Source organism: Micromonospora sp. LOL_025 (assembly GCF_048060285.1).
GTDB lineage: Bacteria > Actinomycetota > Actinomycetes > Mycobacteriales > Micromonosporaceae > Micromonospora.
This window is the reverse complement of sequence record NZ_JBHMIR010000020.1, coordinates 71,662-94,227: the sequence shown is the minus strand read 5'-3', so window position 1 is coordinate 94,227 and position 22,566 is coordinate 71,662. Positions and strand designations below refer to the sequence as shown.

Here is a 22,566-nt window from a genome sequence, read left to right as displayed (position 1 = left end):
GCCGGTCGTTGCGGCCCCGGGCAGACTGGAGTCATGAAGCGCGCCACCCTCCGGCCGGACCACCTCCTTCCCGAGCACTCCGTCCCACCGCCCTGGCCGGGGCGGGAGGTACGCCTCGACGGCACGGTGACGTACGTCCGGGACACCCCGGCCACCGCGCCCGGCGCGGAGCCGGCGCTCTACGTGCACGGGCTCGGCGGTTCGTCGCAGAACTGGACCGACCTGGCGTACCTGCTCGCCGACCACCTCGACGGGCAGGCCATCGACCTGCCGGGGTTCGGCCGCAGCGAGCCGGGTCGCCGGTACACCGTCCCGGCCTTCGCCGACCGGGTGATCCGCTGGATCGAACACTCCGGCCGGGGGCCGGTGCACCTGTTCGGCAACTCGCTGGGCGGGGCCATCTCGGTGCAGGTGGCGGGGACGCGGCCGGACCTGGTCCGGAGCCTGACCCTGATCTCGCCGGCGCTGCCGTTCCTGGACTTCCGGCGCTCGTTGCAGGGCCGGATGCTGCCGCTGCTGGCGATCCCCCGGGGCGAGCGCCTCGCCGCCTGGCGGCTGGCCCAGATCGCGCCCGAGGTGATGGCCCAGCAGGTGATGGAGTCCTGCGTCGCCGACCTCAGCCGGATCTGCGACCAGCGCCGGGAGGAGGCGCTGGAGGAGATCCGGGTGCGGCACGAGGCCGCGCACTACGCCGCCGCGTACGTCCGGACGTTCCGGGGCCTGGTCTCCAGCTTCCTGCGGTCGTACCTGCCGGGGTCGGGGTCGCTGTGGCGGCTCGCCGCGACGGTCGAGGCGCCCACCCTGGTCGTCGGCGGGCGGGCCGACCGGCTGGTGGACGTGCGGGTGGCCCCGCAGACGGCCCGCGTCGTCCCGGACAGCCGGCTGCTGATGCTCGACGGGGTCGGCCACGTGGCGCAACTGGAGGTGCCGCGCCTGGTGGCCAGGGCCGTGCTGGGCCTGCTCACCGAAACGGGGGACACCGCCCGGCGGTCCGACATGGCAGGCTGACCGGGATGTCCCCTGCCCGTCACCCCACCCCGTCCCGCCATTCCCCGGCCCCCACCGAGGGCCGCCGTCGTGCCCCGGCCGGGTCGCCGCCACGGGACGGCGGCGTGGATCTGACCCGCCCGCGGCACCGCCGTCCGCCGCGTCGGCGGCGTCTCGTGGAGCTGGTCGCGCTGGTGCTCGCGGTCGGCGCGGCGGTGGCGGTGATCGCCGACCGGCGGGGCGCCGACGTCGGCGCGGAGACGCTCACCGCCGAGGAGTTGGCTTCCGCGCCGATGCTCGCGCCGGGGGCGGCCTCGCCGCTGCCGTCGTCGCCCGCCGCGTCGCCCTCGGCCGTCGAGCCCCCGCCGGCCGTGCTCCGGCTGCCCGGGCCGGTGCCGTCGGCCGGCCGGGGCAGCTTCGGCTACGACGACCGGGTGGGCCCGGTGCTGGGTGACGCGGGCACGCTGCGCCGCTACCGGGTCGCCGTGGAGTCGGGCGCCGGCGAGGACGCGGGCGAGTTCGCCGCCGCCGTCGAGCGGGCGCTCACCGGGCCGGGGAGCTGGGTCGACGGCGGGCTGCGGTTGCAGCAGGTACGCGCCGCCTCCCGGCACGACTTCACGGTCTACCTCGCCACGGCGAAGACGGCGGGCCGGCTCTGTGCCGCCGGAGGGGTGGACATCCGGGTGGGCGGGCGGCCCTACACGTCGTGCCGGGCGCCCGGGAAGGTGATCATCAACCTGGACCGCTGGCGGCTCTCGGTGCCGCACTACGTCAGCGCGAAGGTGCCGCTCTCGGTCTACCGGACGTACGTGGTGAACCACGAGGTCGGGCACCAGTTGGGGCACCGGCACGAGCGCTGCCCCGGCAGGGGCCGGGTGGCGCCGGTGATGATGCAGCAGACGCTCTTCCTCAACGGCTGCGTGGCCAATCCCTGGCCGTACCGCGACGGTCGCCGGTACGCGGGCCCGCGGCTCTGATCCGGCGGCGATCGCGCATCGGGCGCGGGCCGGGAGGAACGGCCCGGATCCACCCTCGGGGATGAGCGTAATTCGCGTTTTCGCGGCGTAATGCCCGATTGGTTGGGACGCTCGGTTCATGACGTCGTCGTCCCCTTCCGGCCCGCCTGGCCCGGCACGCCGCCCGACGCCACCCCGGCCATCGTCACACGTGCCGGCGCGGTGGCGGCGACCGCCGGCCCCGCTCCGGGACCGGCGGGTGGTGGGGCTCGGCGTGACCCTGCTGCTCGCGGCGACGGCCGCCGTGACGCTGACCCGGGCCGGCGACCGCGCGGCTGTGCCGACCTCCGGCGACGGGAGCCGGACGTCGTACGGGGCGGGGGCGGACAAGCCCGCACGGCCGCCCGCCTACCCCCGCACGGGTACGGGCGACTTCACCGCCGCGCCCGGCGACTCTCCCGTGCGGGGCACCGACGGGCCGGTCCGGTACTACCGGGTGGCCGTGGAGCGGGGCACCGGCCAGGACGTCGCCGCCTTCGCCGCCACCGTGGACGAGGTGCTGGGCGACCCCCGCAGCTGGATCGCCTCGGAGGAGCTGCGGCTGCGGCGGGTGGCGGAGGCGGCCGACGCCGACTTCACCGTCTACCTCGCCACCCCGGGCACCTCGGAGCGGATGTGCGCCGAGGGCGGGCTGAGCACCGAGGGCTACACCTCCTGCCGGCTTCCCGGAGAGGTGATCATCAACCTGGCGCGCTGGCTGGAGGCGGTCCCCGACTACGGGGCGCCGCTGGAGATCTACCGCGCCTACGTGGTCAACCACGAGGTGGGCCACGAGCTGGGCGAGGTGCACCAGGCCTGCCCGGGGCCCGGCGAGCCGGCCCCGGTGATGCAGCAGCAGACGTACGGGCTGGACGGCTGCGCCGCCAACGCCTGGCCGTACGTCGACGGCTCGCGCTACGACGGCGAGGTCGTTCCCGGAACCTGAGTTATTCCCCTTCCCGCAGTTCGGGCGACGTGTCGCTCCTCATGGCCGATCGAGGTCGGTGCGAGCGACAATGGCTCGGTTCGCCTTCAGCCGATCCCGGGGAGTCCACCGTGTCGTTGCCCCCGCTCGTCGAGCCCGCCGCCGAGCTGACCGTTGACGAGATCCGCCGCTACTCGCGCCACCTGATCATCCCGGACGTCGGGGTCGAGGGGCAGAAGCGGCTGAAGAACGCCCGGGTGCTCTGTGTCGGCGCCGGCGGCCTCGGCTCGCCGGCCCTGATGTACCTCGCCGCCGCCGGGGTCGGCACGCTCGGCATCATCGACTTCGACACCGTCGACGAGTCCAACCTCCAGCGCCAGATCATCCACGGCGTCTCCGACGTCGGCCGCTCCAAGGCCGAGTCGGCCGCGTCCTCGATCCGCGAGATCAACCCGCTGGTGCACGTGGAGATCCACAACACGGCGCTGGACCGGGAGAACGTGCGGGACATCTTCTCCCGCTACGACCTGATCGTCGACGGCACCGACAACTTCGCCACCCGCTACATGGTCAACGACGCGGCGGTGCTGCTCGGCAAGCCGTACGTCTGGGGGTCGATCTACCGCTTCGACGGCCAGGCGTCGGTGTTCTGGGCCGAGCACGGCCCCTGCTACCGCTGCCTCTACCCCGAGCCCCCGCCGCCCGGCATGGTCCCCTCCTGCGCCGAGGGTGGCGTGCTCGGCGTGCTCTGCGCGTCGATCGGCTCCATCCAGGTCAACGAGGCGATCAAGCTGCTCGCCGGCATCGGGGAGCCGCTGGTGGGCCGGCTGATGGTCTACGACGCCCTGGAGATGAGCTACCGCAAGATCAAGGTCCGCAAGGACCCGAACTGCGTGCTCTGCGGCGAGAACCCCACGGTCACCGACCTGCTGGAGGACTACGAGGACTTCTGCGGCGCGGTGTCGGTGGAGGCCCAGGAGGCGGTGGTGGACGCGACCATCACCGCGCTGGAGCTCAAGGAGTGGCAGGACGCGGGCAAGGACATCTTCCTCGTCGACGTCCGCGAGCCGGCCGAGTACGAGATCGTCCGGATCCCCGGCGCGACGCTGATCCCCAAGGGCGAGATCATCTCGGGCGAGGCGCTCGCCAAGCTCCCGCAGGACCGGCAGATCGTGCTGCACTGCAAGTCCGGGGTCCGCTCGGCGGAGGCGCTCGCCGCGCTCAAGGCGGCCGGCTTCCGCGACGCGGTGCACGTGCAGGGCGGCGTGCTCTCCTGGATCAAGCAGATCGACCCGTCGCTGCCGGCGTACTGACCGCGCCGTCGGCCGAGGTCGCGGCGGGCCGTGCCGACCCCCGCGACCTCGGCCGATTCGCCGAGGCGCGATCACGTTTCCGCAGGTAGCGTTGCCGCCGTGGTCGACATCGATGCGGCGGTCGGGTTCGTCGTGGCACACGGGGACGCGGTGGACCGCGCCCGTCTGTCCCGGCTGCGCACCGGCGCGCCGTCACCTTCCGAACTGCTCGACGCCGCCGAGGTCGGCCAGGCGCCCGACGGCGGCTGGCCGGCGACGCTGGGCGGGGAGATCTCCTCCGTGGACGCCACGTGTTTCCGCCTGTCCGAGCTGGACGATCTCGGTGCGCTCGGCCGTCCGGCCGCCCGCCGGGCCCTGGACTGGCTGGCCGCGCGGCAGTTGTCCGACGGCGGCTGGGAGGAGGACCCGGCGCTGGCCGACGCCGCCCCCGAGTGGGCCCGGCCGGGCGACCCCGAGGCGGGGTTCCACCTGACCGCGAACGCCGGGTTCTGGCTGACCGTCGCCGGCCTGGACGCGCGGGCGGCCGGACCGCTCGACCACCGCGTCGGCGGCGCGTACGCGGGCGTCGTGCACGCCGCCGCGCAGTCGCTCGTCGCCCGGCTGCGCCCGGACGGCGGCTGGCCGTCCTTCCTGCCCGCCGGCTGGCTCAGCGCGGCGGTCCTGCACCGGCAGGACATGTTGCACGAGGCGGCGCGGATCCAGGTGATACTCGCGGAGCGGGTGCCGGAGATGTCTCCCGGCGACGTGGCCTGGCTGGCCGCGACGCTGCGCCGCGTCGGCATCGAGGGCGACGAGTGGCTGCTGGCGCGGGCGCGGCGGCGGCTGGCCGAGACCCAGCGCAGCGACGGCGGGTGGTCCAGTGACGACGGGCACCAGTTCGACGTGCACGCCACGCTGAGCGCGATCCGGGCCTGCCGCTGAGCCTCGATCCGCCGGCCGTCGGCCCGGCCGGGTCGCCGCGGGTGGCGCACGTCGGCGTCGCCGGCCCGGGGTGGCGCACGTCGGCGTCGCCGGCGTGGACCCCCGGAACGCACTCCCGGTCAGCCGGGCGCGGGACCGCCCGGCCTCACCTGAGCTGGCTGATCACCAGCGGCCACCAGGCGTCCGGGGCGAACGCGGCGCGGTCGATGCTCTCCAGGACGGTGCGCAGCGTCTCCGCCCGCTCGGCCCGGCCCGGCTTGCCCTCGTCGGCCTCCACGAAGAGCGCGAACTGGTAGAGGAACTCGACGAAGGTGCGGAAGTTGCTGTTGACGGCCTGGACGTCCTGCTGCTCCAGGTCGAACTGGAGGATCTCGCCGGTGCCCGGGTCGAGCACGTAGAGCAGGTCGGGGTTGTCGGCGACCGCGCCCACCACGATCAGCCGGATGTCCAGCGAGCCGTCCTCGGTGCTGAGCTGGATCGTGTCGAACAGCTCGATGTCGCCTTCGAGGAAGGCCGTGTAGACGACCGCCACGTCGAGCGGGATCTCGTCGCCGGCGGGCAGCATGTCGGGATCGAAGCCCCCCTCCAGCCACGCCTCGCGCGGGTACGGGATGAGCTCGTCCTCGTTCCACAGTGAGCGGAACCGGGGGTCAGCGGCCATCGTTGGTCCTTCGCGTCTCGGGTGTGGACGGTGTGCGGGCGCCGCGAGCTGCGGCGCCGGGACGCCGGGTGCGTGGCGGCGTCAGGACGACAGGTCGGCGGCGATCAGCAGGCGCCGCCAGTTGTCGGCGTACTCACCGGCGTGCCGGCCCTTGCGGAGCCGCTGGTCCCGGACGCCGGGCCCGAGGACGACGGCGACCAGCTCCGGGTAGGCGGGACCGAGCACGTGCTCGTCGAAGAACGTGGCCACGTCGGGTGCGATGACGGTGAACTCCACGTCCTCGTCGGGGTGCTCGTACTGGAAGACGTAGTCGTCCGGCTCCATCCAGTAGACGTCGAGATCCTCGGTGTCGAGGCGGATCGGCGCCCCCGCCCCGATCTCGCCGCGCAGCCGGGGCGGGATGCTGTGCACCTCGTGGCCGACCGCGAGCGGGCTGCCCATCGGGTCGTCCTCGTCCACCGTGCGGGCCGCCCAGGCCGCCGGGCTGCGGATCTCCTCGGGCGTCTCGAACCGGAAGTTGTCGCCGGCCAGCCGGCCGAAGAGAGCGTAGACCTCGGCCACGCCGGGCAGGTCGGGGATCGGCTCCAGCGGGGTCGGCTCGCCGATGACCACGCCGAAACCGCGCTCGGCCTCCAGGCGCCGCAGCAGCGCGAGCTTCTCGCGGATGCGGTCGAGGCGCGCCGGGTCCTGCGGGCCGGTCACGGGATCACCTTCACGATGACCGGGGTGCCCTCGGGAACGTCCCGCAGCGCGACGGAGATGTCGCTGCCGAGCTGGCGATTCGTCCAGGCGTCCATCGGCCTGAGATTATCGTACGTGTCCGTTCCGTCCAGTTGCAGCTCCTGGATGTGGTCGGGGTCGTAACCCTGGCCCCGGGCGGTGATCGGCCCCTTGCCCGCGTAGAGGCGCTCGACCACGTTCTTGTTGGCCAGGTACTTGTTCGTCTCCGGGGTGCCCATGTCCTGGGTGAGACGGCCGTCCTTGGTCAGGCTGCGGATCATCCGGTCCCGGTAGACGTTGGTGCGGGTGCGTCGCTTGCCCGTGGCGGGGTCGTAGACCTTGTTGCTGTCCCGGTCCGACGGCGCCTTCTTCAGCGCCCCGTCCTGGCCGAGCCGTTGCAGGTCGCGGGCCTTGCGGTCGAAGTCCCGCCTGTCGAAGTCCGGCCGGTTCTTCAGCACCAGCACCGCCGGGCCCTTCGGCTTCGTGCCAACCGACTTGGCGGTGCGGAAGACGTCGGCGTTCTCCAGGTAGGCCGAGACGACGCGGGCGCCCTTGGCCTGCGTCTGCCGGGGCGGGCTGGTCCGCTTCCTAGCCATTGAGCACCGTCTCGACGGCCATGCCGATGAGCTGGTCGATGATGAGACCGGTGATCATCTTGAAGATCGGGATCTGGAGGAGGGACGCCCCGAAGGTGACCGCCGCCGTCACGATCGCCTGCGCGATCTGGATCGCCAGCAGGGCCAGTTGGACGATCACCTGGATCTTCAGGGCCAGCACCACGCCCGCCGCGACCATCAGCCCGACGCCGATGACGGTGGCCGGGCGGGCGACGTCGGCGACGTTGCGGGCGGCCGACTCCTTGTCGTTCCACTCGCCGGCGAAGGCGGTGAAGCTCTCGCCCCGGTTGTTGTCGAGCACCGTGCGCGCCGCCGACTCCAGCTGCGCGACCGAGCCGGAGATCTGGCCGGCCATGCCGGTCCACTCCCCGGCGAGCTGGAAGATCGCCGTCTCGTCCGACTGGGGCCACTCGTAGCCGAGCATCGAGAGCAGGGAGGCGAGCTCACCCGGGAGCGTCAGGCCCACCGCGACTCCTTTCGTAGGTCGGGCGGCTCAGCCGCCCAGCGAGCCGAGGATCGAGCGGAAGGACGCGGCCGCGTTCTCCTCGGCGGCGCGGTAGCCGTCGGCCATCCCGCGCAGGCCGTCGACGTAGCTCTCCAGCTCGGTGATGTTGGTGCCGAGGCACTCGGCCAGCGCGTCCACGCACGCCTGGTGGGCGACGCCCAGCAGCGACCCGATGTCGTCGCCGCCGAAGGCCGCGGCGTAGCCGCCGACCGCCGCCTGGAAGCTCTCGAAGACCTGGCGGACGGACTCCTTGGCCTGCTCCAGCTCGTCCGCGCCGCGACCCAGCGCGTCGATGTCGACGTCGAGGCTCTCCACGCTCAGCTCCCGTGCAGTTTCCGCATTGTCTCGCTGACGGCCTGGCTGATCTCCCGCATCTGCCGCAGGCCCTGGTCCTGGAGGCGTTCGATGGTGGCGGTCATCGCGGCGAGGTCGGGCATCGGTTCGGTGGCGGCGGCCCCGTCGTCCTGGCCGTCGAGCGCGGCGTTGACCGCCTGGCGCAGCTCGGCGGCGAGGTATTCCGAGCCCTCCCGGAGCACCCGCGGGTCGATGTCGACGGCGCTGACCCGGCCGTCGGTGCCGAGCGTGACCCGGATCCGCCCGTCGGCGGCCTCGGCCACCGACTCCGAACGCTCCCGGGGTGCGGCGGCGCCACCGACCTCGCGCAGCGCGGCCCGCGCCTGCGCCAGTTGCTGTTCCAGGGCACTCTCGCCCAGCATGCCGCCTCCCCAAGACAAGCCGTGCCGAACCCGACCCAGACTAGCGGTCACCCGCAATCCGGCGGTGGCCCCGCCGCCCGGCGGTCACGTCTCCGGCCGTCCGGGCACATGCGAGCGTCGCGGGGAGGGTCAGCCGCGCAGGTGGCCGTTCCCGGTCACCACGTACTTGGTGGAGGTCAGCTCGGGCAGGCCCATCGGGCCGCGGGCGTGCAGCTTCTGCGTGGAGATGCCGATCTCGGCGCCGAAGCCGAACTCGCCCCCGTCCGTGAACCGGGTCGAGGCGTTGACCATCACGGCCGCCGCGTCCACCCGGGCCACGAACTCCCGGGCGGCGGTGGCCGAGTCGGTGACGATCGCCTCGGTGTGCCCGGTGCCGTACCGCCGGATGTGTGCGACCGCCGCGTCGAGCGAGTCGACGACGGCGACCGAGATGTCGGCCGAGAGGTACTCGGTGGCGAAGTCCTCGTCGGTGGCGGGCCGCACCGCGGTGGAGTGGGCGGCGACCCGGTCGTCGCCGTGCACGGTGACGCCGGCCTCGGCGAAGGCGGCCAGCATCGGCGGCAGGAAGGCGTCGGCGACCGCCGCGTGCACGAGCAGCGACTCGGCGGTGTTGCAGGTGGAGAGCCGCTGGGTCTTCGCGTTCAGCGCGACGGCGACGGCCTTCGACAGGTCGGCGGCGGCGTCGACGTAGACGTGGCAGTTGCCCACGCCGGTCTCGATCACCGGCACGGTGGACTCCTCCACCACCGTGCGGATCAGGGACGCGCCGCCGCGCGGGATCAGCACGTCGACCAGGCCCCGGGCGCGCATCAGCTCCTTGACCGAGTCGCGGCTGGTGGCGTCGAGCAGTTGCACCGCGTCCGCCGGCAGGCCCGCGTCGCCCACCGCGTCCCGCAGCACGGCGACCAGGGCGGCGTTGGAGTTGGCCGCCGACGAGGAGCCGCGCAGCAGCGCCGCGTTGCCGGACTTCAGGCAGATGCCGGCGGCGTCGACCGTCACGTTCGGCCGGGCCTCGTAGACGATGCCCACCACGCCGAACGGCACCCGGATCTGGCGCAGCTCCAGCCCGTTGGGCAGGGTCGAGCCCCGGACCACCTCGCCCACCGGGTCCGGCAGCGCGGCCATCTGCCGCAGCGCGTCGGCGATGCCGGCCACCCGCGCCGCGTCGAGGGCCAGCCGGTCCAGCACGGCCTCGCTCAGCCCGGCCTCGCGCCCGGCCGCCAGGTCCGTCGCGTTCGCGGCCAGGATCTCCGGCGTACGCGCCACCAGCGCGTCGGCCATCGCCACCAGCGCGGCGTCCTTGGCCGTACGCGTGGCGACGGCCAGCGCCTCCGCCGCCGTACGCGCCCGTCGGGCCTGTTCGCTCACGCTCATCGCCGCACTCCTCACAGCAGTACGAGGTCGTCGCGGTGGACGACCTCCCGTTCGTACGCCGGGCCGAGCGCCGCGGCGAGTTCCGTGGTGGACCGGCCGAGCAGCCCGGGCAGCTCGACCGCGTCGTAGTTGACCAGTCCCCGGGCGACCGGCGCGCCCTCGACGTCCACCAGGTCGACCGGGTCGCCGGCGGTGAACGCCCCGTCCACGGCCGTGATCCCGGCGGGCAGCAGGGACTTGCGCCGGCCCACCACCGCCGCGACCGCGCCCGGGTCGAGGTGCAGCCGCCCCCGGGGGGTGGTGGCGTGGGCCAGCCAGAAGAGCCGGGCCGTCGGGCGCCGGCGGCTCGGGTGGAACAGGGTGCCGACGGGCTCGCCGGCCAGCGCCGGGGCGGCCAGGGGCGCGGCGGTCAGCACCACCGGGATGCCGAATCCGGTCGCGATCCGGGCCGCCTCCACCTTCGTCACCATGCCGCCGGTGCCCACGCCGGCCCGGCCGGCGCCGCCGATGTCGACCCCGGTCAGGTCCCGCTCGTCGAGCACCTCGCTGATCCGGCTGGAGCCCGGGCGGGTGGGGTCGCCGGTCCAGAGGGCGTCCACGTCGGAGAGGAGCACCAGCAGGTCGGCGTGGACCAGTGCGGCGACGAGGGCGGCCAGCCGGTCGTTGTCGCCGAACCGGATCTCCTCGGTGGCGACCGTGTCGTTCTCGTTGACGATCGGCACCGCCCGCAGGTCGAGCAGCTTGCGCAGGGTGCGGTACGCGTTGCGGTAGTGCGCCCGCCGGGTCACGTCGTCGACGGTGAGCAGGACCTGCCCGACGGTGAGCCCGTGCCGGGCGAAGGCGGCGGCGTACCGGCCGATCAGCAGGCCCTGCCCGACGCTGGCGGCGGCCTGCTGGGTGGCCAGGTCGCGCGGGCGCCGGGACAGCCCCAGCGGCGCGAGGCCGGCCGCGATCGCGCCGGAACTGACCAGCACGACCTCCCGGCCCCCGGCGGCGAGCGCGCCCAGGGTGCCGACGAGCGCGTCGACCCGCCCGTCGTCCAACCCGCCTTCGGCGGTGGTCAACGAGGAGGAACCGATCTTGACGACGACCCGCCGGGCCGCCGTGACCATGTCGCGCACCCGCCCATTCTGCGTGGTCGGTGCCGGCGCGCCCCGGCGCGTTCTCATATCGTGGCCGGTCGTGAGACCTGACGAGTACGTCGAGGCGGTGCTGGAACTGGTCGAGCGGATCCCGCCGGGCCGGGTGATGTCGTACGGGGCGGTGGCCGACGCGCTGGCCGAACGCTCGGGGCGGGCGTCGGCCCGGCTGGTCGGTTCGATCATGGCGCGGCACGGCGGGGGCGTGCCGTGGCACCGGGTGGTGAACGCGGCCGGCCGCCTGCCACCCGGTCACGAGCGGGAGGCGCGGGACCGGCTGCGCGCCGAGGGGACGCCGCTGCGCGGCGACGGGGTGGACATGAGGGCGAGCTGGTCCCCCGGGGAGGGGATGTGACCCGTGCCATAACGTGAGTAACATTCGGCGTCATGGACGCGCCCTCGGGTGGAGCTGCTCCGGTCGCTGGCGTGCTGCCGCGCCGGGTGCACGCCGGTTATGCGCTCGGATCGCTGGCCACGGGCGCGTTCGGCACCGTGCCCGGCCTGCTCCTGCTGCCGTACCTGACCGACACCCTCGGCGTCGCGGCGGGCGCGGCGGCCCTGCTGGTGCTCCTGCCGAAGGCGTGGGACGTGCTGGTGAACCCGGTCGCCGGCCGGATCTCCGACCGCACCCGGTCGCGCTGGGGCGCCCGCCGGCCGTACCTGCTGGGCGCCGGGCTCGCCCTCGGCGTGCTCTTCGCCGCCATCTTCGCCGCGCCGTTCGGCGCCGGGCCGGCCGCCGGGGCGTACGTGGCGGTGGCCTTCCTCGCCACCGCCACCGCGTTCGCCTTCTTCCAGGTGCCGTACGTGGCGATGCCGGCGGAGCTGACCGGCGACTACGCCGAACGTACCCGGCTGATGAGCTGGCGGATCGCGGTGCTGGCGCTGGCCATCCTGGTCTCCGGCGCGGTGGCTCCGCTGGTGCGCGACGCGGGCGGGGGAGGCGTCCCCGGGCACCGCTGGATGGGGCTCTTCGTCGCCGCGCTGATCGTGCTCGGCGCGCTCGGCGCGTTCCTCGGCACCCGCTCCGCGCCCGGCGGCACGGTGGGGGAGAGCGAGCCGACGCTGCGCGCCCAGCTCGCCGTCGCCGCCCGTAACCGGCCGTTCCGGGCGCTGCTGGTCTGCTTCGTGGTGCAGTCCGCCGGGGTGGCCACCGTCCTTGCCGGGGTCAACTACTTCGCCGACCAGATCCTGCGCGATCCCAAGGGCGGGCCGACCGTCCTGTTCGCCTGCTTCGTCGGGCCCGCGCTGCTGGTGATGCCGCTCTGGACCCGGGTCGGGGCACGGGTCGGCAAGCTCGCCGCCCTGGTCGCCGCCTCGCTGATCTTCGCGGTGGGTGCGCTGGCCCTGGTCGCCGCCCCGGTGCTGCCCCCGCCCGCGGTCTACCTGCTGGTCGCGCTGATCGGCGTCGGCTACGCCGGGCAGCAGGTGTTCGCCCTCGCCATGCTCCCGGACTGCATCGCGTACGACACGGCGCGCACCGGCCGGCGGCAGGCCGGCGTCTTCACCGGGCTCTGGACGGCCGGGGAGACCTTCGGGCTGGCCCTCGGGCCGGGCATCTTCGGCCTGGTGCTCCAGCTCAGCGGCTACGTCTCCTCCGACACCGGCACGGCGGCCACCCAGTCCGACACCGCCCGGCTGGGCATCCTGATCGGCTTCACCGTCCTCCCCGCCCTCCTGGTGGGCCTGGCGGTCCTCGCCCTGCGCCCCTACGACCTCACCCCGGCCCGCCTGGCCGCCGCCCGTACCCACCCCGCCGATCATGCGGTTGTGGTGGGGGACGAAAGCCGCTGAACCCCATGGAAAGGGCACCACGACTCCATGATCGACGACGAAGCTGACCGGCGGGCGCTGCCCGGCAACGGGCTGCCCGCCGAGCGGGTGCTGGCGGAGGTGCGCGCCCTGCGGGGCGGCGACCGGCCCACGCACGGGGGGCGGCTGTTCGCGTACGTCTACGACCCCGCGGTGCCGGGGCTGGACGAGCTGGCCGCCACCGCGTACGCCGGCAGCGCCCACGTCAACGGGCTCGACCCGACCGCCTTCCCGTCGCTGCTGGCGATGGAGAACGCGCTGGTCGGTGCGGCCGCCCGGCTGCTCGGCGGCGGCCCCGGCAGGGCCGCGCCGGACGTCGTCGGCAGCGTCACCAGCGGCGGCACGGAGTCGCTGATCCTCGCCGTCAAGGCCGCCCGGGACGCCCACCCGGAGATCGAGGCACCCCGGATCGTGGTGCCGGCCAGCGCCCACGCCGCGTTCGCCAAGGCGGCGCACTACCTGCGGGTCGCCGTGGACACGGTGCCCGTGTCGGCGCTGACCCTCCGGCCGGCCGCCGCCGACGTGGCCGCCGCCATCGGCCCGGAGACCGTGCTGGTGGCCTGCTCCGCCCCCTCGTACGCGCACGGCGTGGTCGATCCGGTCGCCGAGATCGCCGGAGCGGCCGCCGCCGCCGGGGTGCGCTGCCACGTGGACGCGTGCTTCGGGGGCTGGACCCTGCCGTACCTGCGCCGCCTCGGGGCGGACGTGCCGCCGTTCGACTTCGCGGTCGCGGGGGTCACCTCGATCTCGGTGGACCTGCACAAGTACGCGTACGCCCCGAAGGGCGTGTCGGTGCTGCTGCACCGCGATCCGGCGCTGCGCGCCCCGCAGTACTTCGCGTACGCGGACTGGCCCGGCTACACGATGGTCAACCCGGTCATCGCCTCCACCCGCTCCGGTGGGCCGATCGCCGCCGCGTACGCCACCCTGCGGCACCTCGGCGACGACGGGTACCTGCGGCTCGCGGCGGCCACGCGGGACGCCGTCGCCGGCCTGGCCGACGCCGTCCGCGCGGTCGACGGTCTGCGGCTGATGGCCGAGCCGGAGTCGACCGTCGTCTGCTTCACCGCCACCGATCCGGGCCTCGACCTCTTCGCCCTGGTCGACGAGCTGGCCGCCCGCGGCTGGCACACCCAGCCCCAGCTGTCGTACGCCGACCTGCCGCCGAGCGTGCACCTGACGGTGACCGCGGCGGTGGCGCCCCGGGTGGCCGAGTTCGGCCCGGACCTGGCCGACGCCGTGGCCGCCACGCGGGCCGCCGGGCCGGTGACGCTCCCCGCCGAGCTGCTCGCCCTCGCGACCACGCTCACCCCCGACGCGCTCACCCCGGACCTGGTCGCGGGCCTGGCCGCCGGCCTGGGCCTGACCGGCCCCACCCCCGCCGGAGCGGCCGGTCCCGCCGGTTCCGCCGACGCGGCCGGTCCCGGCGGTTCGCCGCCCGGGCGGATGGCGGTGGTGAACACCCTGCTCGACGCCGCGCCGCCGGCGCTGCGGGAACGCCTGCTGGTGGAGTTCGTCGGCCTGCTGCAACGTCCCACCTGGTGAGCGGCGGCGTCCACCCCGTCGGGTGGACGCCGCCGCCGGATCACCCCTCCACGCGGACGTCGACCTGGTTGTTGCCGGGTGCGAGGTCCGGCCAGTGGCGGTGATCGGCGCCGTGGTGGACCACCCGGGCAGACACGTCCGCCCCGGGACCCTCCGGTCCGACGCGGAAACGGAAGGTCCAGCTCCGGCGCTCCCCGGCCGGCACCCCGTCGGTCAGGCACGGCGGCCAGTCCGACCGTCCCCGGGCCGGCTCGCACCGGTCCCAGTCGCCGCCGTCCGGCGTGCCGACGCCCTCCAGTTCGTGGAAGGCGACGTGGTCCGCGTCGACCGGTCCCCGGTTGGTCACGGTCAAGGTCACCGTGGCCTGCCGCCGGCCGAGCTGGTCCGCCGCGCCGAGGACGAGCGGCCCGGCCGAGATCGCGAGGTCGGTGAGCCGGGTGTCCCGCCCCCAGGTGGTCGGCCCGTCGGTCTGGGCGAACCGTTCGCCGTCCCAGCCGTACGTCCGCCACTGCTGGCGCGCCCAGTACGCCGGGATGCTGCAACAGGGCTGGATGTCGGCGACCTGGACGCGGACCTTCCCACCGGCCACGGCGACCGTGCGGACGTCCTCGAAGCCGCCGTCACCCCCCTCGTGCGTCCGGGCCACCCGCCCCAGCGTGACGATCCGCCCGGCGGCGTCCCGGTCGAAGGCGACCACCTGCTTCGCCGACGCCTCGCCGATGCGGCAGCCGAGCAGGGCCAGCGTCTCGGTGGCGCCGTCGGCGTCGACGTCGCCCTGCGTGACGCTGATCAGGTAGGGCCGGTCCACCTCCGTCGTGGTGGCCGGCAGCAGGGAGACCCGCGTGGTGTCGGCGCAGTTGCGGCCGGCCCAGGCCGGCAGGTCGAGCGCGGCGGCGCGCAGCTGCCGTTCGGTGATCCGGCCGTCCGGCGCGGTCGGCGACGACGGCGACCGCGACGCGTCGGGAGAGGGCTCGGGCGACGGGGACCAGCTCGGGTCGGCCGTCGGCGTGGCCGCCGGCGGTCCCGGCGGCGGGGTCTCCCGCAGTGCCGCGACAGCGGCGATCGGGGCCACCACCAGCGCGACGGCGAGCGCCCCGGTCGCGACGGTGGCGCGGCGGCGACGTCGCAGCGTACGCCGGGCCGCGTCCGGGCCCGGACCGTCGATCCGGTCCGTCACGTCTCCGCGGTACGCGGCGAAGCGCGCCCGCAGCGGGTCCTGCTCAGGCATGACCGACTCCCTCCGGGTTCTCGTCGAGCAGGGTGGCCAGGACGGCGCGGCCCCGGTGCAGCCACGACTTGACCGTTCCCTCGGCCACCCCCTCCTGCACGGCGATCTGGGCGACGGACATGTCGGCGAGGTAGTGCAGGACGACGGCCCGCCGGTGTTTCTCGGGCAGCGCCGCGAGCGCCCTGTCGATGGCCACCCGGTCCGGCGTCGGGCCCGGCACCTGCGTCTCCACCCGCCGCTGCCGCAGCAGGTGACTGCGGGCGGTACGCAGGCGACGCCACCGGCTGCGGGCGAGGTTCCAGGCCACCCGCCGGACCCAGGCCACCGGGTCGTCGTAGCGGACCAGCCGGTCCCACCGGGCGAGCGCCCGGCAGAACGCCTCCTGGGCCAGGTCCTGGGCCTGGCCCAGGTCTCCCGTGTACGCGCAGAGCTGCGCGGTCACGCTCCGGAAGTGCGCGTGGTAGAAGTCGTCGAAGGTGATCGCCGCCCCGCCCCCGCCGGCCGGCGCGTCGACCGTCGGAGGTGGTTCGTTGGCGCGGGCCCCCATCGTCACTGTCACTGTCCCTCCCCGTTCGAGCCACCGTGGGCGTCTGGCGGCGGTAACACTCCACCGGGCCGCGGCCGGTTGCGGCCCGCGCGGTCGTGGATCCGACGGCGGGCGGCCGACGACGGGTCGCGCGGGAAGCGGCGCGCGGCCGTGGGGGTCGCCCACGGCCGCGCGTCCGCCTGATCCGTGGTTCGTCAGCCGGTGGCGCTGACGGTGAACGCGGCGGTGTTGTCGGCCGGGTCGACGTCGACCAGTTCGTTGTTCCAGCCGAACATCGCGTACAGCCGCAACGAGCCCGTGCCCAGGTCGCCCGGGGTGACCTCGGCGGGCGCGCGGAGCAGCAGCGAGACCGAGCGCTCCTCGCCCGGCATGAACCGCCCGCCCGGCACGGAGCAGGTGCCGGTGCAGACGTCCACCGGCTCGATGCCGGCGACGTGCACCCCGGCCGGCAGCGTCGGATCCAGGGAGTACCCGTCGTGCGCGGCGTCGCCCGCGACCCGCACGGTCACCGGCAGCCGGCCCAGCCAGCTTCCGTCCCCCTGCCGGGCGAGGACGGCCGCCGGTCCGACCGTCAGCGACGCGTCGGTCCGCGTGTCCCAGACGTACGGCCGTGGGTGGCGCAGCGAGCCGGAGGTGGAGCGGAACAGGGTGTCGAACGCCCGGCTGTCGTCGGCCGGGTTCGCGTCCCCGGTCCCGACCGTCACCCGGCCGCCGGGGGTGGACATGGCGTGGGCCCGCGGGGTGGTCAGCACCTGGAATTCGATCGTGAACCGACGCCGTTCACCCGGTTGCAGGGCGTCACCCGGGACCGTGCAGTAGATGTTCCGCAGCGGCTGCTCGCGGCCGTACATGCAGGGTGCCGACGGGGTCATGCCGGTGTTGGCGCCCGGCACCGGCTCGGTCACGGTCAGGTCGAGGTACGCCGGCTGCTCCCCTCGGTAGTCGACGGTCACCGGCAGGCTGCCGACGTACCCCCGGTCGGTCGGGTTGAGCACCAGCCGGCCGACCGACACCGACGTGTCGGCCGGCGCGGCGGCCTGCGCGGCGGGCGCCGCCATGCCGAGCAGGGCGAGCCCCGCGCCCAGGACGCCGGCAGCGAGCCGGCGGGCGATGGTACGTGCCATTGTGCGTGTCCTCCAGATCCCCGTGGTTCCGCCCGCAGCCTCTGCCGCCGGGCGGTGGTACGGGTAGGACACCCCTCACCGCCGGGAGCGGTTGCGAGCGATGGACATGAACCGGTGTCGCTCACCCGACGGCGCTGTGGCCGGGGTCGCGCGGACCGAGCGACCGGTCGGCGTCGACGGCGGCTGTGGTTGACTGGTGGCAATGCTCGGGAAGGGGGCGGTCGTGCAGGTGCCGGGAGTGCTCGGTGAGCCGATCCGGTTCGTGCTGAACTGGGGCCGCCGCTACTCGCTCTGGGTCTTCAACTTCGGCCTGGCCTGCTGCGCGATCGAGTTCATCGCCACCAGCATGGGCCGGCACGACTTCATGCGCCTCGGCGTGATCCCGTTCGCGCACGGGCCCCGGCAGGCCGACCTCATGGTCGTCTCCGGGACGGTCACCGACAAGATGGCGCCCGCCATCAAGCGGCTCTACGACCAGATGCCCGAGCCGAAGTACGTCATCTCGTTCGGCGCGTGCTCCAACTGCGGCGGCCCCTACTGGGACTCGTACTCGGTGACCAAGGGTGTCGACCAGCTCATCCCGGTCGACGTCTACGTGCCCGGCTGCCCGCCCCGGCCCGAGGCGCTGCTGCACGGCATCCTGCGCCTCCAGGAGAAGATCGCCGCCGAGCAGTCCGGGATCGGCGGGGTGCCCCGGCCGGACGCGCTCGCCCCGCCGGTCGACGCCCCGCCGGCCGACGCCGGCTCCACCGGGGTGCTCCCGCGCTCGGCGGAGTCGCTGACCGCCCCGCCGGTCCGCCCGCCCACCCCCTGAGCCGTACCGTCCGGTCGGACGAGGGCCCCGGTTGGCCGGTGAGGGCTAGCCTGCGCACCATGAACCACTCCGCCGACCAGCGTTCCGCCCACATCGTCGACGTGCTCACCGAGGAGTTCGGCGCGTCGATGGCTCTCGACCCGGCCGCCTTCCGGCGCAAGTTCCGCAAGATGGCCGCGTCGCCGTTCGCCTTCTACCGGGGCAGCGCCTCGCTCTTCTACGCCGACCAGGTCGGCGACTTCGCCGACGACCGGTTCCTCGGCGACCGGACCAGCCGGGTGTGGATCCACGGCGACCTGCACGCGGAGAACTTCGGCACGTACATGAACGCGTCCGGGCAGCTCGTGTTCAACGTCAACGACTTCGACGAGGCGTACGTGGGGCCGTTCAGCTGGGACCTGAAGCGGCTGGCGGCGAGCGTGGCGCTGCTCGGCTACGCCAAGGCGCTCTCGGACCGGGCGATCAGCGGCCTGGTCGCCGGCTTCGCGGGGTCGTACCTGACCGAGCTGCGCGCCATCGCCGCCGGTGGCGAGGAGGCGATCGGCTCGATCACCCTGGACAACGCCGACGGGGTGCTCCGCCGGGTGCTCCAGCAGGCGCGGCTCAACACCCGGGTCGACCTGCTCGCCACGCAGACCACCATCGACAACTACGAACGCCGGTTCTCGCTGGGCGACGGCGTCTTCGAGATCGACGCCGAGACCCGGGAGCGGGTCTGCGCCGCGTTCGAGGACTACCTCGGCACGCTGCCCGCCTCCTCCGCCCGGTTCCGTCCCGTCGCCACGCAGATCAAGGACGTGGTGCTGCGCAAGGGGGTGGGCATCGGCTCGGCCGGGCTGCCGTCGTACAACCTGCTGCTGGAGGGGCACACCCAGGCGCTGGAGAACGACGTCGTCATCTACATGAAGCAGGCCCAGGTGCCGGCGGTGGCCCGGCACATCGCCGACGAGACGGTCGCGGGCTACTTCCAGCACCAGGGGCACCGCACCGCCGAGTCGCAGCGCGCGCTCCAGGCGCACGCCGACCCGTGGCTGGGCTTCACCGAGCTGGACGGGGCCGGCCAGCTCGTCGCCGAGGTCTCCCCGTACGCGGCCGACCTCGACTGGGCCGACGTGAACGAGCCGGAGGAGCTGGCCGGCGTGCTGGCCGACCTGGGCCGGGCGGTGGCCCGGATGCACTCGGTGGCCGACGACGAGTCCAGCCACGACCTGGTCGACTACTCCACCGAGGAGGCGATCGTCGCGGCGGTGGACGCCGACGAGGCGGGCTTCGTGGCGCACCTGGTCGACTTCGCCCACGCGTACGGCGTCCGCGCCCGGCAGGACCACCAGCTCTTCGTCGACCTGTTCCGCAACGGCCGGCTGCCCGGCCTCTGAGCGGAAGTCAGGAGCCGAACTCCAGCACCACCTTGATGTCGTCCGGCTCGGAGGTGTACGCCTCGGCGTACGCCTCCACCGGCACCCGGCGGGTGATCAGCGAGTCGAGCCACGACCGGTCGGCGCGGGCCAGCGCCGCGGCGGCGAGGTCCCAGTGCCGGCGGTTGGCGTTCACCGAGCCGAACACCACGTTGTTCTCCAGCACGAGCGCGCGGTTGAGCGCCCCGGCGTCGAGGTCGATGGTCCGCCCGCCGCTGGAGACGCCGGTCAGGCAGACGATGCCGGTCGGCGCGGCCTTGTACATCACGTCGAGGACGACGACCGGCGCCCCGGTGCACTCCAGCACCACGTCGGGCTCGAAGTCCAGCTCGCCGACGGGCACCGTGTGGTAGGTCGCCCCGAGCGCCCGGACCAGGTCCGGCTTCGGCCCGGTGGTGTTGCGGTCCAGCACGTGCACGGCGAGCCCGCGCTGTGTGGCCAGCAGCGCGGCCAGCAGGCCGATCGGCCCGGCCCCGGTGACCAGTACGGTCCGCGGCTGCCACTCGGCGCGGGCACCGATGCGCTCGATGTGCTCCCACGCCTTCGCCACCACGCTGGTCGGCTCCAGCAGCATGCCGACCGAGGCGAGGGCCCGGTCCAGTCCCACGGCGAACCGGGGTTGCAGCCGCCAGCGGTCCCGGGCGAAGCCGGGCAGGGCCTTGATGCCGTGCTCGGTGAACCGACCGTTGCGGCACATGTCCCACTCGCCGACCGCGCAGTTCGGGCAGGGCACCGGGTCGGGGTGCCGGACGACGCCCGCCACCAGGTCGCCGGGTTGCAGCGTGCCCGACGGGTCCTCCAGCACCCGGCCCAGCGACTCGTGCCCCAGCACCAGCCGGTCCGCGCCGGGCGGCGCCTCGCCGTACTCACCGGCGATGATCTCGTGGTCGGTGCCGCAGATCCCCACCGCCAGCGCCTCGACCAGGATCGCGCCCTCCTCGGGCGGCGGTTCCGGATGGTCGTCGGCCAGCCGCAGGGAGTCGGCGACCCCCGGGTTGACAGTCACAGCGCGCACGCCCCCATCCTTCCCCGCCACCCGCCCTCCCGCCGCCAAAGCGCTCACATCCCCCTCCCGCCCCCGCCCACCCCCACCTCCCCGCTCCCGCCCACCCCCCACCTCCCCCCCACCTCCCCACCCCCCACCTCCCCGCCCTCACCCCCCGCCCCCACCCCCGCGATCATGCAGTTGTGGTGGGGGACGGAGGTCGCGTACCGGGCTGAAGTGGGCACCACGACTGCATGATCGGCCGGGTGGGGGGTGTCCCGGGAGGGGAGTGGGGTGGGGGCGGGGGGTGGGTGGGTGGGGGTGGTGGGGCGTTCGGTTGGGTGGGGGGCGCGGGGCAGGACCTAGGATCAGCGGCATGACTCCGGAAGAGGTCGGGCAGCGGATGGTGGCGCTGCTCGCGCCCGCCGAGGTGACCCCGTCGGTCTCCGGCGGCCAGGCGCACGCCCGCGCCACCGTCGACGTACCCCCGGCGAACTGGCCGGACGCGCTCCGCGCGGCCCGCGACGACGCCGGGCTGGCCTGCGACTACTTCGACTGGCTCTCCGCCGTCGACGAGCTCGCCGGCGGCTTCGACGTGGTGGCGCACCTCTGGTCGACCACCCGCCGGCACGGGCTGCTGCTGCGCACCCGGGTGCCCCGGGAGGCCCCGGCGGTCGCCTCGGTGGTCGACGTCTACCCGGGTGCCGCATGGCACGAGCGGGAGACGCACGAGATGTTCGGCATCGACTTTCCCGGCCACCCCGGGCTGGCGCCGCTGCTGCTGCCGCCCGAGTTCGAGGGGCACCCGCTGCGCAAGGAGTTCGTGCTCGCCTCCCGGGTGGCGAAGCCCTGGCCGGGCGCGAAGGAACCGGGCGAGTCCGAGGCCGGCGGCGGGCGCCGGCCGATCCGCCCGCCGGGCGTACCCGCGCCGGGGGAGTGGGGGACGACGCCGACACCTGCCGGTGCGGGCGGGGTCGGGGAGGGGCCGCGCGGCGGCACGCCGGCCCGTCCGGCCCGGGAGCGGCCCGCCCGGCCGGCCCCGGGGGCCCGTCCACCCCGTACCGCCCGGCCCGCCGCCACCGCCGACGGCCCGGCGCCGGCCGACCCGGCGGCCACCGGACCCGCCGACCCGGCGGCCGACGCCGGTCCGCCGCCCGGCGCGCCCGGCGGCCGGACCGCCCGCTCCGACCCGGCGGCGGACCGGCCCGCACCGGAGGGGCCGGCGTCGGAGCGTTCCGGCGACGACGGAGGTACGCCCTGATGCCACTGTGGTTGGAGCTGGTCATCCGGGTGGGGGGCGTGCTCGTCGCCTTCCTCACCCTGCCGCTGCTCGTCGGGCAGGCCGAGCACAAGGTGATGGCGCACATGCAGGGCCGGCTCGGTCCGATGTACGCGGGCGGCTTCCACGGCTGGGCCCAGCTCGTCGCCGACGGCGTGAAGTTCGTGCAGAAGGAGGACGTCACGCCCCGGGAGGCGGACCGGGCGGTTTTCCGGCTCGCCCCGGCGGTCGCCCTCGTGCCCTACCTGCTGGTCCTGCTGGTGATCCCGCTCGGCCCGGACGACCTGGTCGGGCAGCCGCTGGACATCGGCCTGTTCTTCGTGCTGGCCGTCGTGGGCGTGGGCGTCGTGGCGGTGCTGATGTCGGCGTGGGCGTCGGCCAACAAGTACAGCCTCCTCGGCGGCCTGCGCGGGGCGGCCCAGCTGCTCGGCTACGAGCTGCCGCTGGTGCTGGCCGCCGCGTCGGTGGCGATGGCGGCCGGCACGCTCAGCCTCTCCGGCATCGTCGAGGCGTGGCAGCCGTGGTGGCTGCTCTGGCAGGCCCCCGCCATGGTCGTCTTCTTCCTCGCCGGGCTCGCCGAGATCCGCCGCCCGCCGTTCGACATGCCGGTCGCCGACTCGGAGCTGGTCTTCGGCTACATGACGGAGTACACGGGCCTGCGGTTCGCGTTCTTCCTCCTCGCCGAGTACGTCGGCATCGTGGTGATCGCCGCGCTGACCACCGTGCTCTTCCTCGGCGGCTGGCAGGGCCCGTTCGCGGACGCGCAGCTCGGCTGGCTGTGGACCCTGCTGAAGGTCTTCGCCGTCTCGTTCCTGATCATCTGGCTCCGGGTGTCCTACCCCCGCCTGCGCGAGGACCAGCTCCAGCGCCTCTGCTGGCTGGTCCTGGTCCCCGTCTCCCTGGGCCAGCTGGTCCTCACCGCCGCCGTCCGCGTCGCGCTGTAGGGC

The 22,566-nt window shown here is 74.6% G+C and carries 23 protein-coding genes and 1 pseudogene; 12 read left to right on the top strand and 12 right to left on the bottom strand.

Translation table 11 applies throughout. The annotated features are described in order from the left end of the window. Positions 1-33 precede the first annotated feature (33 nt). The 5 genes from ACFHW0_RS22580 (at position 34) to ACFHW0_RS22560 (ending at position 5,141) form a co-directional block, all read left to right on the top strand. The gene (locus tag ACFHW0_RS22580; protein WP_416610554.1) at positions 34-1,008 is read left to right on the top strand and encodes an alpha/beta fold hydrolase; all 975 of its coding nucleotides are present in this window, start codon (positions 34-36) and stop codon (positions 1,006-1,008) included. 104 nt (positions 1,009-1,112) lie between these two features. After that, complete coding sequence (locus ACFHW0_RS22575) at positions 1,113-1,964, top strand: DUF3152 domain-containing protein (protein ID WP_416610552.1); 852 nt, start codon at positions 1,113-1,115, stop codon at positions 1,962-1,964. Between the two features lie 238 nt (positions 1,965-2,202). Continuing rightward, positions 2,203-2,928, top strand: coding sequence for a DUF3152 domain-containing protein (locus tag ACFHW0_RS22570; RefSeq protein ID WP_416610550.1), 726 nt, complete (start codon positions 2,203-2,205; stop codon positions 2,926-2,928). Positions 2,929-3,038: 110 nt separating this feature from the next. Beyond that, positions 3,039-4,220, top strand: a complete 1,182-nt coding sequence (moeZ, locus tag ACFHW0_RS22565; protein WP_416610548.1) for an adenylyltransferase/sulfurtransferase MoeZ — start codon at positions 3,039-3,041, stop codon at positions 4,218-4,220. 30 nt (positions 4,221-4,250) lie between these two features. After that, positions 4,251-5,141 carry a prenyltransferase/squalene oxidase repeat-containing protein gene (locus ACFHW0_RS22560; RefSeq protein ID WP_416610546.1) on the top strand — a complete coding sequence of 297 codons (891 nt, stop codon included), beginning with the start codon at positions 4,251-4,253 and terminating at the stop codon, positions 5,139-5,141. A gap of 145 nt (positions 5,142-5,286) precedes the next feature. Here ACFHW0_RS22560 and ACFHW0_RS22555 read toward each other — a convergent pair whose 3' ends face one another. The 8 genes from ACFHW0_RS22555 to proB form a co-directional block, all read right to left on the bottom strand. After that, the gene (locus ACFHW0_RS22555) at positions 5,287-5,802 is read right to left on the bottom strand and encodes an SUKH-4 family immunity protein (RefSeq protein ID WP_416610544.1); all 516 of its coding nucleotides are present in this window, start codon (positions 5,800-5,802) and stop codon (positions 5,287-5,289) included. A gap of 81 nt (positions 5,803-5,883) precedes the next feature. Continuing rightward, entirely contained in the window at positions 5,884-6,504 is a 621-nt protein-coding gene (locus ACFHW0_RS22550; protein WP_416610542.1) for a hypothetical protein, read from the bottom strand. Then, the gene (locus ACFHW0_RS22545; protein ID WP_416610540.1) at positions 6,501-7,118 is read right to left on the bottom strand and encodes a hypothetical protein; all 618 of its coding nucleotides are present in this window, start codon (positions 7,116-7,118) and stop codon (positions 6,501-6,503) included. Before ACFHW0_RS22545 ends, ACFHW0_RS22550 begins: the two co-directional genes overlap by 4 nt. Beyond that, positions 7,111-7,605: a hypothetical protein gene (locus ACFHW0_RS22540; protein ID WP_121399926.1), complete on the bottom strand. Its 495-nt coding sequence runs from the start codon at positions 7,603-7,605 to the stop codon at positions 7,111-7,113. Before ACFHW0_RS22540 ends, ACFHW0_RS22545 begins: the two co-directional genes overlap by 8 nt. A gap of 27 nt (positions 7,606-7,632) precedes the next feature. Then, positions 7,633-7,959, bottom strand: coding sequence for a WXG100 family type VII secretion target (locus tag ACFHW0_RS22535; protein ID WP_416610538.1), 327 nt, complete (start codon positions 7,957-7,959; stop codon positions 7,633-7,635). 2 nt (positions 7,960-7,961) lie between these two features. Beyond that, positions 7,962-8,360: a YbaB/EbfC family nucleoid-associated protein gene (locus tag ACFHW0_RS22530; protein WP_416610536.1), complete on the bottom strand. Its 399-nt coding sequence runs from the start codon at positions 8,358-8,360 to the stop codon at positions 7,962-7,964. Positions 8,361-8,489: 129 nt separating this feature from the next. Beyond that, complete coding sequence (locus ACFHW0_RS22525) at positions 8,490-9,734, bottom strand: glutamate-5-semialdehyde dehydrogenase (RefSeq protein WP_416610534.1); 1,245 nt, start codon at positions 9,732-9,734, stop codon at positions 8,490-8,492. A gap of 11 nt (positions 9,735-9,745) precedes the next feature. Beyond that, the gene (gene proB / locus ACFHW0_RS22520) at positions 9,746-10,903 is read right to left on the bottom strand and encodes a glutamate 5-kinase (protein WP_416610532.1); all 1,158 of its coding nucleotides are present in this window, start codon (positions 10,901-10,903) and stop codon (positions 9,746-9,748) included. Positions 10,904-10,916: 13 nt separating this feature from the next. Between proB and ACFHW0_RS22515 the strand changes: the two genes are divergently transcribed. From ACFHW0_RS22515 to ACFHW0_RS22505, 3 genes are read left to right on the top strand one after another with little or no spacing between them, the layout of a single operon-like run. After that, on the top strand, positions 10,917-11,228 hold the full coding sequence (locus tag ACFHW0_RS22515) for an MGMT family protein (protein ID WP_416610530.1): 312 nt from the start codon (positions 10,917-10,919) through the stop codon (positions 11,226-11,228). Positions 11,229-11,260: 32 nt separating this feature from the next. Continuing rightward, positions 11,261-12,664 (top strand): MFS transporter, encoded by a 1,404-nt coding sequence (locus tag ACFHW0_RS22510; protein ID WP_416610528.1) that lies wholly within the window; start codon positions 11,261-11,263, stop codon positions 12,662-12,664. Positions 12,665-12,691: 27 nt separating this feature from the next. Then, positions 12,692-14,227 (top strand): pyridoxal phosphate-dependent decarboxylase family protein, encoded by a 1,536-nt coding sequence (locus ACFHW0_RS22505; protein ID WP_416610526.1) that lies wholly within the window; start codon positions 12,692-12,694, stop codon positions 14,225-14,227. Between the two features lie 40 nt (positions 14,228-14,267). Here the strand turns inward: ACFHW0_RS22505 and ACFHW0_RS22500 are convergent, their stop codons facing one another. The 3 genes from ACFHW0_RS22500 to ACFHW0_RS22490 form a co-directional block, all read right to left on the bottom strand. Further along, positions 14,268-15,455: a hypothetical protein gene (locus tag ACFHW0_RS22500; protein WP_416610524.1), complete on the bottom strand. Its 1,188-nt coding sequence runs from the start codon at positions 15,453-15,455 to the stop codon at positions 14,268-14,270. Beyond that, positions 15,448-16,014, bottom strand: coding sequence for a SigE family RNA polymerase sigma factor (locus ACFHW0_RS22495; RefSeq protein ID WP_416610522.1), 567 nt, complete (start codon positions 16,012-16,014; stop codon positions 15,448-15,450). The genes ACFHW0_RS22500 and ACFHW0_RS22495 overlap by 8 nt, the downstream gene beginning before the upstream one ends. A gap of 182 nt (positions 16,015-16,196) precedes the next feature. After that, positions 16,197-17,126: a hypothetical protein gene (locus ACFHW0_RS22490; RefSeq protein WP_416610520.1), complete on the bottom strand. Its 930-nt coding sequence runs from the start codon at positions 17,124-17,126 to the stop codon at positions 16,197-16,199. Between the two features lie 223 nt (positions 17,127-17,349). Here ACFHW0_RS22490 and ACFHW0_RS22485 point away from each other — a divergent pair, with 223 nt between their 5' ends. Together ACFHW0_RS22485 and ACFHW0_RS22480 are read left to right on the top strand one after the other, a co-directional pair. Continuing rightward, positions 17,350-17,940, top strand: coding sequence for an NADH-quinone oxidoreductase subunit B (locus ACFHW0_RS22485; protein WP_132231313.1), 591 nt, complete (start codon positions 17,350-17,352; stop codon positions 17,938-17,940). 59 nt (positions 17,941-17,999) lie between these two features. Then, complete coding sequence (locus ACFHW0_RS22480) at positions 18,000-19,316, top strand: DUF2252 domain-containing protein (RefSeq protein WP_416610518.1); 1,317 nt, start codon at positions 18,000-18,002, stop codon at positions 19,314-19,316. A gap of 7 nt (positions 19,317-19,323) precedes the next feature. Here ACFHW0_RS22480 and ACFHW0_RS22475 read toward each other — a convergent pair whose 3' ends face one another. After that, complete coding sequence (locus tag ACFHW0_RS22475) at positions 19,324-20,370, bottom strand: glucose 1-dehydrogenase (protein ID WP_416610516.1); 1,047 nt, start codon at positions 20,368-20,370, stop codon at positions 19,324-19,326. 346 nt (positions 20,371-20,716) lie between these two features. Between ACFHW0_RS22475 and ACFHW0_RS22470 the strand changes: the two are divergent. Continuing rightward, positions 20,717-21,313: pseudogene (locus tag ACFHW0_RS22470) on the top strand (NADH-quinone oxidoreductase subunit C); the annotation flags it as partial. Between the two features lie 287 nt (positions 21,314-21,600). Then, on the top strand, positions 21,601-22,563 hold the full coding sequence (locus ACFHW0_RS22465; RefSeq protein WP_357883232.1) for a complex I subunit 1/NuoH family protein: 963 nt from the start codon (positions 21,601-21,603) through the stop codon (positions 22,561-22,563). Positions 22,564-22,566 lie beyond the last annotated feature (3 nt).